The following is a 16,394-nucleotide window of genomic DNA, read 5'->3' on the forward strand; positions in this document are numbered from 1 at the left end:
AAATACAGACAGGCGATGCACAAAAAAACCGCGAGCGATCAAGATAAGTCATGGCAACAGCATATATACCCGCGATAACGCTCCCCTATTGCAGTCGGACCCATCGACGATCTTGTCAGCGGATAACTTGGCACACGCAATGGGTAACAATAGCGCTCCCTCATCGCGACAAGGGAGAAGTTCATTCGCCTAACCATGTCATCTTTTGCGTCTCGTAGATGACATAGTTAAATGGGCGGCGACAGGTTTTCTCGAGATCCCCTTCTTCGCCTAACTGCCGCTCGCAATACTGTCTCGAGGCCGACCAGATGTTCGAAACTGGGGCGTAGGAAATCGAATTCAGGGCTCAGTGCGAACCCGCGCTAGAGGAAGCCGCTGGCGTGGAGGATTCGTCGGCTGCGCGCTTGGCCGTGTCGGCTGGACACCAGGTCTTGAGGCGCTTGCCTGCACGGAACAGATCGATGCATACACGCATTTCGGCCTGGAAGGCCAAGTCGGGCGTGTTTATCGGGCAGCCATATGAAAGCGGCTTGCCGTCGTTGTACTCGGCGATACAGGTCGACAGTGGCAATGGCTTGACCGGATGCGTGTCGCCGACCAGCGACGGCGAAGGTAGATTGAGGCGCTCGTCGGCATCCTTGGGCGACGGCGGCAACGGAGGCGCGCCACATAGCAAGTTGGAAGCCGTACTGCGTTTGGCCGGATCGCACATGCTTTTGGCGATTGCCTGGATCGCATCGCCTATATGGCGACCCACCGCACCACCCGCTGTCTCGTTCGGCGGCGGAAAATATTTATCGAAGCGCGTGGGCTTGAAATGCACGTAGCTGTCGTGTTGCATGATCTGACGATCGTCCGTGGGCTTGGTCGGTTTGGCTTTGACACTTGTATCCATCGGCGCGGGCGGTAGCCGTATCGAGCCATCCATGGCGAACACACTGGTGGCGGCCGGCGTGGCCACGGAAGCCGCCGGCACAGGTGCCGCCTCATGATCTTGCATGACCATCGCATCACGACGTGGCTTCTCGTGCGACTCGGGGCGAACGCGTGGTGTCGTCGCGTGCTGCGGCGACACCAACTCGGGAAGCGTGGGTGGCGCAGGCGGCGATGCGGTACGCCGCATGCTGGTGCCATCCTGCAGACGCACGATCAGCACCTGATCGCTATCGACAGGTGCGGGCTGCATCGCAGACCACAGCATCAGCGCGAACAGCATGTGCAGCGCCAATACCAAAGCCAGCACGAGCACCTGCATCTGACGCGTTAGCGCCGGTTGTCGCCACCACCTGTGACCCAAGGCCTCACGCGTTTCGCTGTCGAGTAAGGCCAGGCCGCGCGCACGCACGCCCTCCCCTTGATGTCGGCCTTGCTCGGAATGTTCGATGACACAACCTCATTCAAGCCAATTACCCGCGCAAAACTTATACATATCGCCAGCGCGCGTGTTATGGCTAATTGAGGTAGACAGGTTCTTTCATCAAGGGTTCCCCTGATAGAAAGCGCAGTGAGCAAACCGGCGCCTAGGTGGCTAAATGCCCGCTGGTCTGGTGTTCGCTCGCCGCGGGTGCCAAGGCAACCTTAGATGACCTCCGATAAGGTGCAATCGACGCCATCGCAGTTAACGGCCACACAAGGTAAAGACGTTACCGAGAGCAAGGTCGTCGCGATCAGTTTTTTCATGACGGTTGCCCATCGTCCCACTCATGAACATGCCGAAGGAGCCAAACGTTTTCCATAACAAATCTCCTTCTATGAATGTCCACTTCAGTCGAACGCGGACACTGGATATACCTGCAGGCGCGTGCAGCGACTCTTCTGGCACCCATGCTAGATGGTTGTCTGATCCTAGATGGTTGTTTGATCAATGCCATGTTGTATTGCTGCTTTAAGTGTCTCTATCCTTATATCGCTCAGCCCTTTGAACTTAATGCAGTACCCAGTTATTTTTGCCTTACCGAGGTCCTTTCCATATGCCTGCGATAAGTATTTCCTGTCTTCGATTCCAAGGATGTAGACGGAAATCCCCGTTGTGTTTGCACTGATGCCAATCTGGTAGAACTCTCTGGTCTTCCCATTGGCATTCTTAATCGTCTGAGTTCCGTACCCTATATTAGGATTAGAAACGATTTTGCCTGAATCGTCTTTGCCATCCAGGAACCACAATCTGCACTTCGGCATTACATTCAGAATGATGCGGTGCAATTCCTTCATATCGCTGCGCTTTGGCTCAGGCTGAGTAGCGATATATTCGTTGATTTGTTCGTCAATGCTCATACAGAACCCCTCACTTAGCGCGCTGGCTCGTTTGCCGTCAGACTCTGGATGTAGTTCTCTATGACAACCGGTATATTTTTCTTGTGACCCACACTTGGAAGACGAAATTGCCAATGGCGCTCAGGCAAGGTCTACCTAACGCCTGAGGTAAGCGGCGCGCGGTACGCGCGTCCGCTTCGACGAGTAGTTAGGTGCTTGATCAGGGCGCAGTTACATCACAACGCCCGAATGGCATTCAGCAAATCTTCGGACCTCAATTTCGAACCGATTTTGTACCGCATGCTCTTGAGCTCCGAAAGGATCGCATTTATCTCCGAAGGAGTGGGTTGCAAAGGTTTGAGCGAATTGCTTAGTGGTGGCACAACCTTACGGGTGATAAATCGGCGACTAGCTGTCGCAAATGTCCAGAGAGTGACCATTGCGCCCCCTACTAGCAAAGTCATGAATACGGGGCGCACAAGATCAGGTGCGATTGACTCGGTAACCTGACGCGTTAAGAACACAACGATCACCGTTCCGAGTAGCGCCAACCAGGTCTCCTTGTCCAGGCGTGTGGAAGAAAAACGCTGCTCGACCACTTGTGACATCAACATAATAGATTGCTTGATCAGTGCGACACGCTCCTCGGCGGTAAGCGTATCCGGCACAGGCGCGGCCTTGTTTTCAATGCGAAAGCGCTCAGCACAGATATCAAGCAGTCGTGGGTACGTTTGCTTACGGAGTGCTTCGATGTCGGCTCGCCGCTTGGATATTGACTCATAAGCGTCCAGATTCGCTTTGAGCTGAACTCCGCAGTCATTGCATATTCGGTGATGTGCGATCGCCATCTCTTCCCGTAAAGGTATATAGAAGACGTGCGAAGCCATTGCCACGCGGCTAAGCTGAAATCGTCTCGGACCGCGGCACACCGGACAGAAATCGGCGACATATCCCATACGCCGACGAATTGCCTTTTTGCCCCACAGAATAAAAAAGAACATCCCGCTCCCCCGTTTCTTGCTAGACGTCAAACGTTGATGGTTTTATTGCGCGGCAATAGTCCACCGATTTGCTGTCTAAGACCTATGCCTGTGATCCCTGCAACCTCAAACTCTATTGAAGCCATCTTGGGACACCTAACGCCTGAGTTAAGCGGCGCGCGGTACGTGCGTCCGCTTGAATGAATTGTTAGGGCTATTGCGAGAAGAGCTGTATCGCGCTCTCCGACCATTGATGGCCCGACCAACCAGAATCCGAAGCTGGCTGCGGAAACCCGGTGCGGCAATAGCCCTGCCTTGAGGAGAAGTCAAAGACACCGTGCGGGTATCCATTGATAAGAAGCACGACCTTTGAGCTGTCGGCAGACCAACCGATCTTAACCTGAGATGGCACATGGCGATCAGTGACGTTTCCGACATTGTAGATGTGCAATGCATTCTGGATGGGTTGCCCCTTTCGGCCGTAGTCCAGCGCATAGAAATAACCAGTATTACCATCATCCTCAAATACCCCAGCGTAATCACCGGCAGGCGCACGACCTTCTATGTGTCCCGGCTGGCCAACGAGAATATCTTGAGCTGCAGTAACAACGATTGGCATAAAAAGGCCCTAACTACCGAATAGACGGACGTAGACATCCGGTTACACATATATGCGCCCTTGCTGAACGCGACCCGTAAAATCCTGACTTATGAGAACTTTATCTGTCCCACGTCCGGCTAACAATCCGACGTAAAACCGGACGTCGATTGCGCCCCCGAAGGTCTGCTTTAGGTCGAAAGCAGGCCATTTGGCCTGATTATTACAGCCTCACTTCCGGCCGAATCCGAAGACGGAAATACCCGGCAAGCCAACCGCGGCGACGATACAGAGGCTGAACGCACATCGAGGGGTGTGCGCATTCCTGCCAGAAAGTGCACGAATCAAAACGAAAAGTGAGGCTGAGTTCCTGTGATGTGTGTGCGGATGCGTTCGGCTGTCCCGGAACCTTCATATACAGATGGTTCAATTCGGAGCATGCCAAGGACTGCGCCATCAGCGCGGCCCATGGCCTGTCGTAAGGGGGAATCCGCAGAAATGGGTGCTGTTCCAACCCTGTGTCGTCGTACCCACTCCAGGAGTTTTCACATGTTCAGTCTTAGTATGTTCCGCAAGGCAATCTTGCCTGCGTCGATCGCCTTGATGGGATTCTCGCTCGCCTATGCGCAGGTCGATCCGAGCTCGAATCAGAGCGCCGATTTCTCTGCGCATTCCCCGTGGCACGGCGGTGGCCGCTCGCCACAAGATCAGCTCCCTACGGCGACGCCGATCAAGCATCTCGTAGTGATCTTCGATGAAAACCGCTCGTTCGATCACTACTTCGGTACCTATCCCGTGGCGGCGAATCCTCCGGGCGAACCAGCATTCAAGGCTAAGCCCTTCACGCCCCAGGTTGACGGCCTCACCCCGGCACTGTTGAACGACAATCCGAATAAGCTCAACCCCATCAACGGCGTCAATGCGGTGAACCCATTCCGCCTTGATCGCACCCAGGCCAACACCGAAGGCCAGAACCACAGCTACACACCGGAACAGCTCGCGTACGACAACGGCGCCGCCGACCGTTTCCCCGCCTTCACGGGCAACAACACGGTGACCACCACCGGCGCATTCGGCACGCATGGTCTTGTGATGGGTTACTTCGACGGTAACACCGTTACGGCGATGTGGAATTACGCGCAGCACTTCGCCATGGACGACAACGCTTATACCGACACCTACGGTCCTTCGACACCGGGCGCGATTGCCGTGGTATCGGGCACCAACAACGGCGCCAAGGTGGTACTCGGCTCGGCCTCGACCATACCCGACAGCCAAGGCGGCCTGACCCTGATCGGCGATACCGATCCGGCCTTTGACGCGTGCTCCTCGACCAGCAGCACGGTGTCGATGACGTCGAAGAACATCGGCGACCTGCTCAATGCCCACCACATCACCTGGGGCGGTTTCATGGGTGGCTTCGACCTGACGGCCGTGAACGAAAACGGCACCACCGGTTGCAAGCGCAGCACCTTCTCGAGCGTGCTGGATGCCACCGAGACCGACTACACGCCGCACCACAACTGGTTCCAGTATTACGCCACCACGTCGAACCCGGCGCACACGCGTCCCACCTCGACGTCCGAGATCGGCTATACCGACCAAAAGGACAGCACGTCTACGCCTGTTCACCACGAATACGACGTGAACGATTTCTTCAACGCCGTATCGTCGGGCAATTTCCCGTCGGTCAGCTATATCAAGCCGCCCTCGGTGAACGATGCGCATCCGGGTAACTCCGATCCGCTGGATGAGCAATCGTTCGTGGTGAAGGTGATCAACTTCCTGCAGAAGCAACCCGATTGGGACAGCACCGCCGTCATCATCACCTACGATGACTCGGACGGCTGGTACGACCATCGCTATGCCTCACCCACCACCTCGTCCTTTGATTCCACCACGCCGCAAGGAACGGTTATCGGCGCCGACCAGCTCAACGCTCCGGGCGTCTGCAATGCACGCGGCGCCAAGCCGGGCGTGGGCGTGAATGGGGGAACCGTCAACGGCCGCTGCGGCCCCGGTACGCGTACGCCGTTCCTGGTGATCTCGCCGTATGCGCGCGTCAACTATGTGGATGGCACGCAAATCACGCAGGCTTCGGTGGTGCGCTTCATCGAGGACAACTGGCTGCATGGCGAGCGCATCGGCCAGGGTTCGGGCGATGCCACCACCGGCAGCATCATGGGCATGTTCGATTTCAACCGCCGCGGCTTCGACCTGGCGCCGCCGTTGTTCCTTGATCCGAACCAGGGCACACCGATCATCGACAAACGTAACCCCTGGCATTCCTGATCGCAGGCTCGGCGCCGGATCATTGCCTGATCCGAGCCCAGCACATGGCGAATGAAGCCCATTCCTGCTCCGCGATATATTGCGGAGCAGGAATGTTTTCCACGGCCGCATCGCATTCCATCACGCTATTGCCTTGGACATGCCTTTGACCTCGGATTCCCCGACATCACGCATGCAAGCACAACGTAAGCACTTTCGTCTGTTCAAAGTTCTGCTTGGTGTGGCTTGCGCATGCAGTTGCCTCACGAGCTACGCGTTTATCAACCAAGCCACGAAGCCGCAAAGCGACGCTGCTGACAATAGCGGCATCAATCCGCATCCGATCCATTTGAAACTGCCGCAGGCGAACCCGCTGAGCGCGGTTGCGCAGCTCGGCAAATCGCTGTTCTTCGATCCGGTACTGTCGGGCTCCGGACGGCAGTCGTGCTCCTCTTGCCATAGCCCCGCATACGGCTACAACCCGCCCAACGCACTGACCGTGCAAAAGGGTGGCAAGGATCTGCATCAGGCCGGGTATCGGCCGCCGCTTTCGCTGGCGTATTTGTATCGGCAACCACCTTTCAGCATTGGGCCGGATGCAGCCGATAACGACGTAGCGCCCGACCTCAATGCGATCGCCGCATCCGTGCGCGGCGATTCGCGGGCAACTAAGCAAGCAGGCGTGGCACCTGCTGCGCCTGCCATGGTGGCGCAAGGCGGCTTGTTCTGGGATGGCCGTGCCGATTCACTGCAACGGCAGGCCTATTTGCCTCTGCTCAATCCAGTGGAAATGGCGAATAGCAGCGTCGATGAAGTGGCACACAAACTGGTAAACAGCCGCTATCGCCAATCGTTCACCCTGTTGTTCGGGCCTGGCATTGTCAACGATCCGCAGCAGCTGGTTTCCGAGGCCATGTTCGCCATCGGCCGCTTTCAGATCGAGGATCCGTCTTTTCATCCGTTCACCAGCAAGTACGACGCATGGTTGCAAGGACAGGCACGACTGACACCGGCGGAACTGCGCGGGCTGCGCGTTTTCAACGATCCGAAGAAAGGCAACTGCGCCGGCTGCCACCTCAGCCAGCCGAGTCGTGATGGCTTACCTCCGTTGTTTACCGATACGCAATACGAAGCATTGGGCGTACCTCGCAACAACACGTTGGTGCTGAACCGGGATGCGCACTACTACGATCTCGGTATTTGCGGCCCGTTTCGCAAGGATCTCGCACACCAGACGCAATACTGCGGCATGTTCCTCACACCCACGCTGCGCAACGTAGACAAGCGAGCGGTGTTCTTTCACAACGGCGCCTATCACACGCTTAAACAGGTAATGGATTTCTACAATTTGCGCAGCGTCGCGCCCGAAAAGATCTATCCACACGATGCAAACGGCAAGCTGGAGTTATACAACGATATACCCGCGGTTTATCAGAGCAACGTGGATACCACCGACGCACCCTTCGATCGTCACGTTGGCGATCCGCCGCCGCTCACTGCGCAGGATATCCAAGACATCATCACCTTCCTCCATACACTGGACGACGGCCAGCGCCACCTCAAATAAGTACACCTCTGGAAATTAAGCTCGCCCGACCCAGAGGTTTGTGCGTTATCCAACTAAAATTGGCTGACGCCGGATAATTTAATGACATGGCCAGAATCGCCGCGAATTCGCGCTAGGTTATTCTCGGCATTGCAGATGTTCATGCAGATGCCTGCAGGATTGTTCTCAACCATCGACGATCGCAATCGCATCAACCTCGATCAGATAGTCGGGAGATAGCGCCGTAACTCCCACCAGCGTATCGACCGGCTTGTGATCCCCGAACAGCACCACCCGAGCCGCTTCGATGATCGGTAAGTGTTCGTCGCGTCTGTAGTTGACGACGTAGATCGTAATTTTGGCTACGTGCTTGGGAGCAGCACCTGCGGCTGTAAGGGCTCGGCCGAGGTTGGCGAACACTTGACGCGCCTGCGCCGCCAAATCACCTCGGCCGACAAGTTTACCGTGGACGTCTTCGGGCTCCTGGCCGGCGACGAATATCAGCCTGGTACCCGTCGCGACGACGACTTGAGTGTACGTTTGCGGAGTGGGCAGATCCCTGGGATTGATGCATTCGAGCGTCATTTGTTTGCGACCTTCTGTGCGATTGGCAACGACCTGTCTTGTCAGTTTGAGCTGCTAATCTCTTACTGTTCTTGGCAGAGAATCCTAAGTATTGAGGAATATCTGATTTGGGTCGGAAGCAGACACGAATGTCTAAGTTAAACGCCTGATAGGTGGATTTTTGCGCTCAGCTACTCGAAGAATTGATTGGAAGTTGAAGGCTCATTCCTCACCGCGCACCGCTGCCTCGATCTTCGCAACATCGATCTTCCGCATCTCCATCATCGCCTTGAACGCGCGCTTTGCCACATCGCCGCCCCTCGCCATCGCGTCGGTCAGGATGCGCGGCGTGATCTGCCACGACAGGCCCCATTTGTCCTTGCACCAACCGCACGCGCTCTCCGTGCCGCCATTACCGACAATCGCGTTCCAATAACGGTCGGTCTCCGCCTGGTCGTCAGTGGCGATCTGAAAAGAGAACGCCTCGTTGTGCTTGAACGTGTTCCCACCATTGAGGCCAAGGCACGCCACGCCGCAGACCGTGAACTCGACCGTCAAAATATCGGCCGCCTTGCCACCCGGAAAGTCAGACGGTGCCCGATGCATCGCGCCAACCGCGCTGTCGGGAAACGTCCGAGCGTAAAAGCGCGCAGCCTCTTCTGCGTCATGGTCGTACCAAAGGCAGATCGTATTCTTGTTCATCGTTACTCTCCTCATATTTGCAATCGATCAAGCGTTGATGAGATCGGTCTACTACGGGTTCCCACCATGGACCGCCGTGCAGTTCATTGCGGTCCATACGGCCTCAATCAGAAACACCCCCTGCTACGGCGGTGAGCTCGTAGTGGCGCATTTCCTCGATCTGAGGCACGTAAGGCCGTATGGCGGCTAGGAAAGGTGGGAAGTGCTCGCTGCGGCGAAATCCCTGCATATGGTCTTCGACCGAGGTCCAACGGATACGAAGCACATACGTGCCCGGTTCATCCGTGCATCGGCTCAATTCGTATCCAAGGCAGAACGCGCTGGCCGCGAGGCTAGAGGCGGCACGTGCATAGTCTGACTCAAATGCAGAGCACGTCACCGCGGGCAATTTATAACGGATGTACTCAACGATCATGTCCGTTCTCCGTGATAGGTCATGGACTGTGGGCACATTATGTTTTGTATGCAGATTGCGCGATACGCACCATTTGGTAACCTCTGGGACCTATCTTGCTCCAGATATTTCGCATTTCTTAGCCGCAGCCCTCACACAACGGCACGTGTTACTTGGTTGGAAAGGTTGACTCAGATGAAGAGGTTTTGCCATGTCTCTGCTGGAACATGTCACCTATGTCTGCCCGGTCGAACTCACCTTGAAAGTGATCGCAGGCAAGTGGAAGCCAGCCATCCTGTGGGAGCTCACCTCGGGCGCCAAGCGATTCAATGAGCTGCAGACGGCCCTGCCCGGCATTGCGCACAAAGTACTCCACCAGCAGCTGAAACAACTACAACGCGATGGCATGGTGATACGCAATGATGCGGAGAAGGACATGCACTTGGGTTATGCGCTAACGCCGCTGGGAGAGACCCTTCGTCCCTCGCTGAATGCGTTGGCACAGTGGGGGAAACTGCATGGCGAACGTACCAATGATATCGCGCTGGAAACGAGTCGCCGCACCTAAGTCAGACGTGCTAACTGACTCCGATACGACAAACCGATATCGCAACTCCGCTGTTCATGGATTGTAGTAGCCGAAGCACCGACTAAAGCGCCACTCGGAAGCTGTCAGATCAGCTCCGGAAAGTGGGGCCAAACGTGTTTGCTTTGGGTCGAAGTCGGACGTTTTATCAATCTGGCGGTTCACGATCTCGGTACAGGTCCTGATCCATCAATGACGGTCAACTTGTCAATTCGCCATCGCTACGAACGGAGCTTGTAGCCGCTACGAAAAATCCATCCAACCGCCACGGCGCATAGCAATAGAAATAGTGCCGTCATACCAACACTCACGATAACGTTGACGTCGGAATGGCCATAGAAACTCCAGCGGAATCCACTGATGAGATAAACCACCGGATTGAATAGCGCGATTTTTTGCCAAATCGGCGGAAGCATTCCGATGGAATAGAAGGCGCCGCCAAGGAACGTCAAGGGGGTGACCACCATGAGTGGAATGACTTGTAGCTTTTGAAAGTCATCGGCCCACAGTCCGATAATGAAACCGAACAGGCTGAATGTCACAGCGGTAAGCAACAGGAAGGCGAGCATCCATAGTGGATGAATGATGCTGTAGGGAACGAATAGGCGTGCCGTAAGCAAGATCAGCATGCCGAGCAGTACGGACTTGGTGGACGCTGCTCCAACGTAACCGAGCACTGCTTCGAACGGCGAAACAGGTGCCGAAAGCAACTCGTAAATGGTACCCGACCACTTTGGAAGATAGATCCCGAACGATGCGTTGGAGATACTTTCGTTAAGTAGCGACAGCATGATGAGCCCAGGGATGATAAATGCCCCATAACTCGTACCGCCAATATCGCCCATGCGTGAACCAATAGCGGCACCGAACACGACGAAGTAAAGCGATGTCGAAAGTACCGGCGACACGATGCTTTGCGTGAGCGTACGAAATGTGCGAGCCATCTCGAAACGATAAATGGCGCGAATCGCGGGAATGTTCATGGAGTGCCCCGCACGAGGTTCACGAAGATGTCCTCAAGTGACGTCTCCAGTGTATGGAGATCTTTGAAATCCACGCCAAGCTCCTCCAGTTTTCGCAGCAGCAAAGGGATGCCGGTGTCCTCACTCTTGATGTCATACGTATAGATAAGTGTTGCTCCTGCGTCGGCAAGCTCTAATGCGTATTCGCGAAGTTCATCGGGGAGCGTCCCCATCGGTCTTTGCAAATTAATGGCCAGCTGCTTCTTACCCAGCTTTTGCATGAGCGCATGTTTTTCTTCGACCAGGATGAGTTCGCCACGCGTGATGATGCCCACGCGATCGGCCATTTCTTCCGCTTCGTCGATATAGTGAGTGGTAAGAATCACCGTGACGCCGGTATCGCGCAGGGTGCGTACCATGCGCCACATATCGTGCCGCAATTCTACGTCCACACCGGCCGTGGGCTCGTCGAGAAATAGTATGTCCGGTTCATGCGCCAGCGCCTTGGCAATTAACACACGCCGTTTCATGCCGCCGGACAAGGTCATGATTTTGGCGTCTTTTTTTTCCCATAGCGACAAATCGCGAAGAACCTTTTCGATATGTTTGTCGTTGCGCGTGCGCCCGAATAATCCTCGACTAAAACGGACCGACGCCCACACGGTCTCAAACGCATCGGTCGACAGCTCTTGGGGTACCAGGCCGATTTTCATGCGCGCTGCACGATAGTCACGACGCACGTCGTGTCCGTCCGCTGTGACCGTGCCGCTGCTGGGCTGGACGATGCCGCAGATGATGCTGATCAAGGTGGTCTTGCCGGCACCATTGGGGCCAAGCAACGCGAAGATTTCCCCGCGTCGAATATCAAGGTCGACGGACTTCAGCGCCTGAAAACCACCCTTGTACGTTTTGCTCACACCGCGAATTGAAACCGCATGCGGGATCGGGCTGGCGTGTTCGCTCATGATATTCCTAGGATTTAACTAAGTGTCAAACACGCATTCTAAGCTTGGTAGGAAACACTTTCATTTAGAGGCCACGCGCCCGAACTAAGGTTGTCCAAGAAAACGTGCATCCTGCGTGATCGACCTTTGCGTTTTCCAAAAGTCCGCGTTGGGTTGCGGACGTCAACGTCAACTCATCGCCCTCTTTCATCGACGAGTTGGCGCACCGCTGGGGCTCAATCAGCCTATGCGATACGTGGCAGATCCAACGACCTTACTGTTAGTGAGCGTGGCCGTACCACGAGATCAATCCGCTTATAGGTTCAACTTTCCGGAATTGTTGCAGCGGCGAATGGTGCGAGTACTGTCCAACCCATGCTCGCATAGAGGTTACGGCCCTCTCCCGTCGCGACTAGAAGCTGCGGGCTTATGAGAGATTTCCTCGCAGTTCCAAGAGCGATCATCACCGCAATACCCAATCCCTTTCGTCTGTGATCCTGCGCAGTTTCGATTCGATCATAAATGAAGACATCTGCAGATTCTGCCGCGCATCCGCTGGCAGCCAGAGCACCGTCCGGCGCGATGACGCGGGCTTGAGTGACAGGCCCAGTCTGACGAAGCTCCATCTTGTATCCATTCGGCAGAGGCTTTGTATCGATAGGAGTCACTGCCGCCATCATAAAATAGTTTTCTGGCTGGACCTCCCAGCGAGCGGGTAGCGCACTTCGCAGTTCTTCGTTCGTGCCACACAGCTTTAAGTAATGGCGTGGAGCTGCAACGTCATGCGCGATCGCGCGCAACCCATCACATTGCTGTGGAAATACCCAGCGTTTTACTTCCTTTTCCGAGTCGGTATCTACTCGGAAGCCGCCGCGATCGTGAACAGGGGGCGGGGATCCCCGAGCGATGGAATGCGCTGTTTGCCATGCGAAAACAAGCGTTGGATCGATGTAGGAGCTGCTCATAGATGATTGTATGTAGTGCTCAGATGGAAGCCACATTCTCCGGCGACTGCGCGCGCTGAGCCGCTGTTGACTCTCAGTCGCAGCGTCCCCGTGACTTTTGACTAAAGCATTGCCCTGTCTCAGTAGCTAAGACGACAACTACCGGGCAGGAAGAAAGGAAGGGTCAAGCAAACCACGTAAAGACGAGCAGTCAACATATCGATCCGAGTTCATGACTGCGTTTCGGCACGCGCGTATCCGCAGTCGCATGTACGATTGTTCAAACACGCAGGACACACGCAATGCTCTCGCGCTGATAGCTCCGTGAGCGCTTCGCGGGCCTCTAACCTACTGCCTTCAATGCAGATCCGAGGAAGCGTCCGACGATCTCCGGCAGCATCGGGTCGACGGGGAGCGTGTAGTGGGTGGTGTTCGGCACGATTGCGAGCTGGTTTGCGGGCCGCAGGGCGCCATCGATCCCGGCATCGCGCTGGCCGCCTCCCAGCGCTTTCCAGAACTCGACCATGTGTTCGGGCCGGATGGCGTCAGCGTCGGCAAAGACCAGTAGTGTGCGTGTGTGAAGCTTGGCGACGTCGGCGCTCCAGTCGAAGGGGCGTTTGGTGAGGTCACCGACCTTCCTGAAGAGGTTGGTCCAATCGACATCGGGATAGGCCTTCCCTAACGGCGATGCCTTGACGCCGGGGCCGAGTGTGACAGCGTTGGCTTCCAACTGTTTGAAGGCCGCCACTACCTCCGGATAAAAGCCGTCCTGCTTCATCGCCACGGACACGAGCGCGAGCCGATCGACCACGTCCGGATGGCGGATAGCGGTCTGCAGCGCGACGCTGGAGCCCAGCGAGTAGCCCATGACGTCGGCCTTGCCGAGGTTCAGATGGCCGATCAGCGCCGCAATGTCGTCGCCCATCGTTTCACTGCGCAGTGGCCTGTCAGTGTCCGGCGTGCGCCCGTGTGCCTGGAGATGGACGGCGATCACCTGCCGGCCCTTGGCCAGTTCAGCCAGATTGCTCCCGAAGCTGTCTGGGTTGATGCCACCGTGGAGAAGAATGAGCGGCTTCCCGGTGCCATGCACGCTGTAAAAGAGATGCTGACCATTGACGTCGGCAAAATGCTCGTTCGACATAGCTAGAGTCTCCTTGGCTTGAACAGGAAGGACCGCAGTCAGCACTGCGGTCGCTATGGCAGTCTTCAGGAAATCTCGTCTGAGCATATCGCCCTCACGTGGCGTCGAACTGGCCAGCGCAGCGATGATCGTGTGTTTCATCGCTATCTCTTCCATACATCCGTGGCCGCGGTGTGGTCACGATCTGCCTGCGAGCAACTCATCCAGCTGCGCGAACTGTTCAGGCAGGCCTTCTGCCGAACCGGCGAGCGCTTCCTCGAGGGCCGCTGTTGTGGGATAGAGTTCGTGGAAGGTAACCAGCGTCTTGCCGTCATTTTCTTCGAACGTCACCGTGGTCACGGCGCCCTGATCGCTATCTTCGTTCGTCCATACGAGACGCTTGTGCGGCGTTACTTCTTTGTACGTGCCGAAGAATGCCATCGGTTGATCGAAGGCTGGATGGCTGAACACGAGGCGATACGTGCCCCCGGTGCGAATATCCATGTCGCACGAGAGCATCGACATGCCCACCGACTTCGGAACCCACCACTGCTTGAACAATTCGGGTTTGCTCCACGCTTCGAAGACGATGTGTGCGGGGGCATTGAACGTCCGCGTCACGACGAGTTCGCGGTCGGACTTGCGTTGCACGACGGTGCGGTTCATGACGGCGGAACTACCTTCTTTTTCGTTGGGCATCTGCCTTCTCCTTAGATTTCAAGTGTTCGACAAGCTCGTCCAGCGCGTCGAAGCGTGCACTCCACAGTTGGCGGTGCTGCTCGATCCACGCGGCCTCTTCTTCCAGCCGGCGCAGTCCGAGCTTGCAGGTTCGTACGCGCCCGACCTTCTCGGTAATCACGAGCCCGGCCTGCTCCAAGACGCTGACGTGTTTCTTCATGCCCGTAAGGGTCATGTGAAACCGTTGGGCAAGGTCGGTGATGGAGGCGTCTGAACCCCCGAGCTGCTCCAGCACGCCGCGTCGGGTGACATCGGAGAGCGCGGCGAACGTTGTGTCGAGGCGGGTTTGATAGTGAACCATATGGTTCACTGTAAGGCACGCATGGGTGATTTACAAGCGGATGACCCGCGAGCACAAATTGCACGTAGCTCCTCTCCCGCTCCGAACCCAAACTGCGCATGCCAAGCGTGAGCAGAGCTCCGGCCGGCGGCTTTGTGGCAGTTCAGATCAAGACGTCGGATGACTCCTCAGGATCGAAAGCAGACGCTGGCCCTACCCGCATAACGCTCCCTAATCGCCCTGCTCTATGGGCCAATTTCAGCTAGAACACAGCATTTGGCCGCCATTTGAATGGCAACGCGATGCAATTGGCGTTGTCCCTGATCGCGAGAACCTGAGCCTCCGTCCTGAGCGGCATGCGCGATAGCTGTACCCCTAGGCCTTTCTCGTAACATGTTGCGTCACCGCTTGACACCGGTGTCAATTACGTCACACGCTGGTAACAGTTCCACAGCGAGGGGTCGCTGGACGTGGCAATGGATCATTCGGACCGAGCGGCGGGGATAGCGGCAATGCCGTTTCTGGCGGCCGATATTGGCGGCACTCATGCCCGTGTTGCGCTGATGCGCGCCTCGCGCGATGCGATCGGCGGGGTCGAAACGCTCGCCTACCGCGTCTTCGCGTGCGCGGAGTTCTCCACGCTATCGGAGCTGTTGCAAGCCTTTGTCGATGCCGATGTGCGAGTCCCCGTGAAGCACTGCGTGCTCGCTTGCGCGGGCCAGATAGTGGGCAACGAGGTCGTTAACGACAACCTCGCCTGGCCCATCCACCTGGCGCAGTTGCGTCAAACGCTGGGCCTGGACGAGGTTGCCGTACTCAACGACTTCGAGGCGCTGGCCTACGCGCTCGATGGCCCTCTTGCCGACGGCGGCCGCCACCTTTGCGGGCCGCAAACGCATTCCAGCGGCCTGACTCTGGTGATCGGACCGGGCACTGGCCTTGGCGCGGCGGCGCACGTTCCCGGTCCTGTCGGCGGCTTCGTGCTAACGACGGAAGCTGGCCAGATGGATTTCGCACCGAATTCGGTTCGCGAGCGCGAGGTTCTCGCGCATCTCGCGCCGAATGGCGGTTACGTGGCGTTTGAACACATCGTGTCGGGCCCCGGCCTGCTGACCCTCTACGCAACCCTGTGCGCGCTGCATGGGGTAACGCCGAAGCTGGCGACGCCCGAAGCCGTCACGACGGCAGCCGTTGCCTGTAGCGATGCGCACGCCGTCGAAGCTGTGGAAATTTTATGTGCTTCGCTTGGAAGCTTCGTCGGCAATCTCGCGATGGCCTTCATGGCAACAGGCGGCGTGTATCTAGCCGGCGGCTTTCTGTCTTCCATCTTCGAGCTGCTTCAGCGCAGCGCTTTCGAGGAGCGATTCCTGCACGGTCGCAGCGCGCGCGCGCTGTTGTCGCAAGTGCCAGTATGGGTAACGGAGCATGGCCACCACGGTGTGCAGGGCGCTGCGCAGTGGTACCTGAGGCATGGCATGTCGGGAGCGCTACGGCATGCCGTAGCAGGTGGTG

Annotated in this window: 17 protein-coding genes; 4 read left to right on the forward strand and 13 right to left on the reverse strand. The window is 56.7% G+C overall.

What is annotated here, in order from left to right; genetic code table 11:
• Nucleotides 1–346: 346 nt before the first annotated feature.
• From VK725_RS12245 to VK725_RS12260, 4 genes are all read right to left on the reverse strand, one after another.
• On the reverse strand, nt 347–1,345 hold the full coding sequence (locus VK725_RS12245) for a hypothetical protein (protein ID WP_325318335.1): 999 nt from the start codon (nt 1,343–1,345) through the stop codon (nt 347–349).
• Nucleotides 1,346–1,845: 500 nt separating this feature from the next.
• The gene (locus VK725_RS12250) at nt 1,846–2,274 is read right to left on the reverse strand and encodes a hypothetical protein (RefSeq protein ID WP_325318336.1); all 429 of its coding nucleotides are present in this window, start codon (nt 2,272–2,274) and stop codon (nt 1,846–1,848) included.
• A 215-nt stretch (nt 2,275–2,489) separates the two neighbouring features.
• Nucleotides 2,490–3,254 carry a hypothetical protein gene (locus VK725_RS12255; protein ID WP_325318337.1) on the reverse strand — a complete coding sequence of 255 codons (765 nt, stop codon included), beginning with the start codon at nt 3,252–3,254 and terminating at the stop codon, nt 2,490–2,492.
• Between the two features lie 193 nt (nt 3,255–3,447).
• Nucleotides 3,448–3,852, reverse strand: a complete 405-nt coding sequence (locus VK725_RS12260) for a DUF2251 domain-containing protein (RefSeq protein WP_325318338.1) — start codon at nt 3,850–3,852, stop codon at nt 3,448–3,450.
• A gap of 528 nt (nt 3,853–4,380) precedes the next feature.
• On the opposite strand from VK725_RS12260, the gene VK725_RS12265 reads away from it, so the two are divergent.
• Together VK725_RS12265 and VK725_RS12270 are read left to right on the forward strand one after the other, a co-directional pair.
• On the forward strand, nt 4,381–6,123 hold the full coding sequence (locus VK725_RS12265) for an alkaline phosphatase family protein (RefSeq protein WP_325318339.1): 1,743 nt from the start codon (nt 4,381–4,383) through the stop codon (nt 6,121–6,123).
• Nucleotides 6,124–6,295: 172 nt separating this feature from the next.
• Nucleotides 6,296–7,669: a cytochrome-c peroxidase gene (locus tag VK725_RS12270; RefSeq protein WP_325318340.1), complete on the forward strand. Its 1,374-nt coding sequence runs from the start codon at nt 6,296–6,298 to the stop codon at nt 7,667–7,669.
• Between the two features lie 165 nt (nt 7,670–7,834).
• Here the strand turns inward: VK725_RS12270 and VK725_RS12275 are convergent, their stop codons facing one another.
• The 3 genes from VK725_RS12275 to VK725_RS12285 form a co-directional block, all read right to left on the reverse strand.
• A complete protein-coding gene (locus VK725_RS12275; RefSeq protein ID WP_325318341.1) occupies nt 7,835–8,233 on the reverse strand; it encodes a RidA family protein in 399 nt (132 codons plus the stop codon).
• A gap of 201 nt (nt 8,234–8,434) precedes the next feature.
• Nucleotides 8,435–8,914 carry a VOC family protein gene (locus VK725_RS12280; protein ID WP_325318342.1) on the reverse strand — a complete coding sequence of 160 codons (480 nt, stop codon included), beginning with the start codon at nt 8,912–8,914 and terminating at the stop codon, nt 8,435–8,437.
• Between the two features lie 103 nt (nt 8,915–9,017).
• On the reverse strand, nt 9,018–9,329 hold the full coding sequence (locus VK725_RS12285) for an antibiotic biosynthesis monooxygenase family protein (protein WP_325318343.1): 312 nt from the start codon (nt 9,327–9,329) through the stop codon (nt 9,018–9,020).
• Between the two features lie 190 nt (nt 9,330–9,519).
• On the opposite strand from VK725_RS12285, the gene VK725_RS12290 reads away from it, so the two are divergent.
• On the forward strand, nt 9,520–9,876 hold the full coding sequence (locus tag VK725_RS12290; protein WP_325318344.1) for a helix-turn-helix domain-containing protein: 357 nt from the start codon (nt 9,520–9,522) through the stop codon (nt 9,874–9,876).
• A 239-nt stretch (nt 9,877–10,115) separates the two neighbouring features.
• On the opposite strand, the gene VK725_RS12295 is transcribed toward VK725_RS12290, so the two are convergent.
• From VK725_RS12295 to VK725_RS12320, 6 genes are all read right to left on the reverse strand, one after another.
• Entirely contained in the window at nt 10,116–10,877 is a 762-nt protein-coding gene (locus VK725_RS12295) for an ABC transporter permease (protein WP_325318345.1), read from the reverse strand.
• A complete protein-coding gene (locus tag VK725_RS12300) occupies nt 10,874–11,800 on the reverse strand; it encodes an ABC transporter ATP-binding protein (RefSeq protein WP_414648497.1) in 927 nt (308 codons plus the stop codon). Before VK725_RS12300 ends, VK725_RS12295 begins: the two co-directional genes overlap by 4 nt.
• 323 nt (nt 11,801–12,123) lie before the next feature.
• Nucleotides 12,124–12,765, reverse strand: coding sequence for a hypothetical protein (locus VK725_RS12305; protein WP_325318347.1), 642 nt, complete (start codon nt 12,763–12,765; stop codon nt 12,124–12,126).
• Between the two features lie 322 nt (nt 12,766–13,087).
• The gene (locus VK725_RS12310; protein ID WP_325318348.1) at nt 13,088–14,026 is read right to left on the reverse strand and encodes an alpha/beta hydrolase; all 939 of its coding nucleotides are present in this window, start codon (nt 14,024–14,026) and stop codon (nt 13,088–13,090) included.
• Nucleotides 14,027–14,062: 36 nt separating this feature from the next.
• Nucleotides 14,063–14,563 (reverse strand): SRPBCC family protein, encoded by a 501-nt coding sequence (locus tag VK725_RS12315; RefSeq protein ID WP_325318349.1) that lies wholly within the window; start codon nt 14,561–14,563, stop codon nt 14,063–14,065.
• A complete protein-coding gene (locus VK725_RS12320; protein WP_325318350.1) occupies nt 14,541–14,903 on the reverse strand; it encodes an ArsR/SmtB family transcription factor in 363 nt (120 codons plus the stop codon). Before VK725_RS12320 ends, VK725_RS12315 begins: the two co-directional genes overlap by 23 nt.
• Nucleotides 14,904–15,394: 491 nt before the next feature.
• Between VK725_RS12320 and VK725_RS12325 the strand changes: the two genes are divergently transcribed.
• Nucleotides 15,395–16,394: glucokinase (locus tag VK725_RS12325; protein WP_325318351.1), on the forward strand; the 1,000-nt coding region annotated here is incomplete at its 3' end.

Origin of the sequence: Dyella sp. (genome assembly GCF_035486915.1) — a bacterium.
Lineage (GTDB): Bacteria > Pseudomonadota > Gammaproteobacteria > Xanthomonadales > Rhodanobacteraceae > Dyella_B.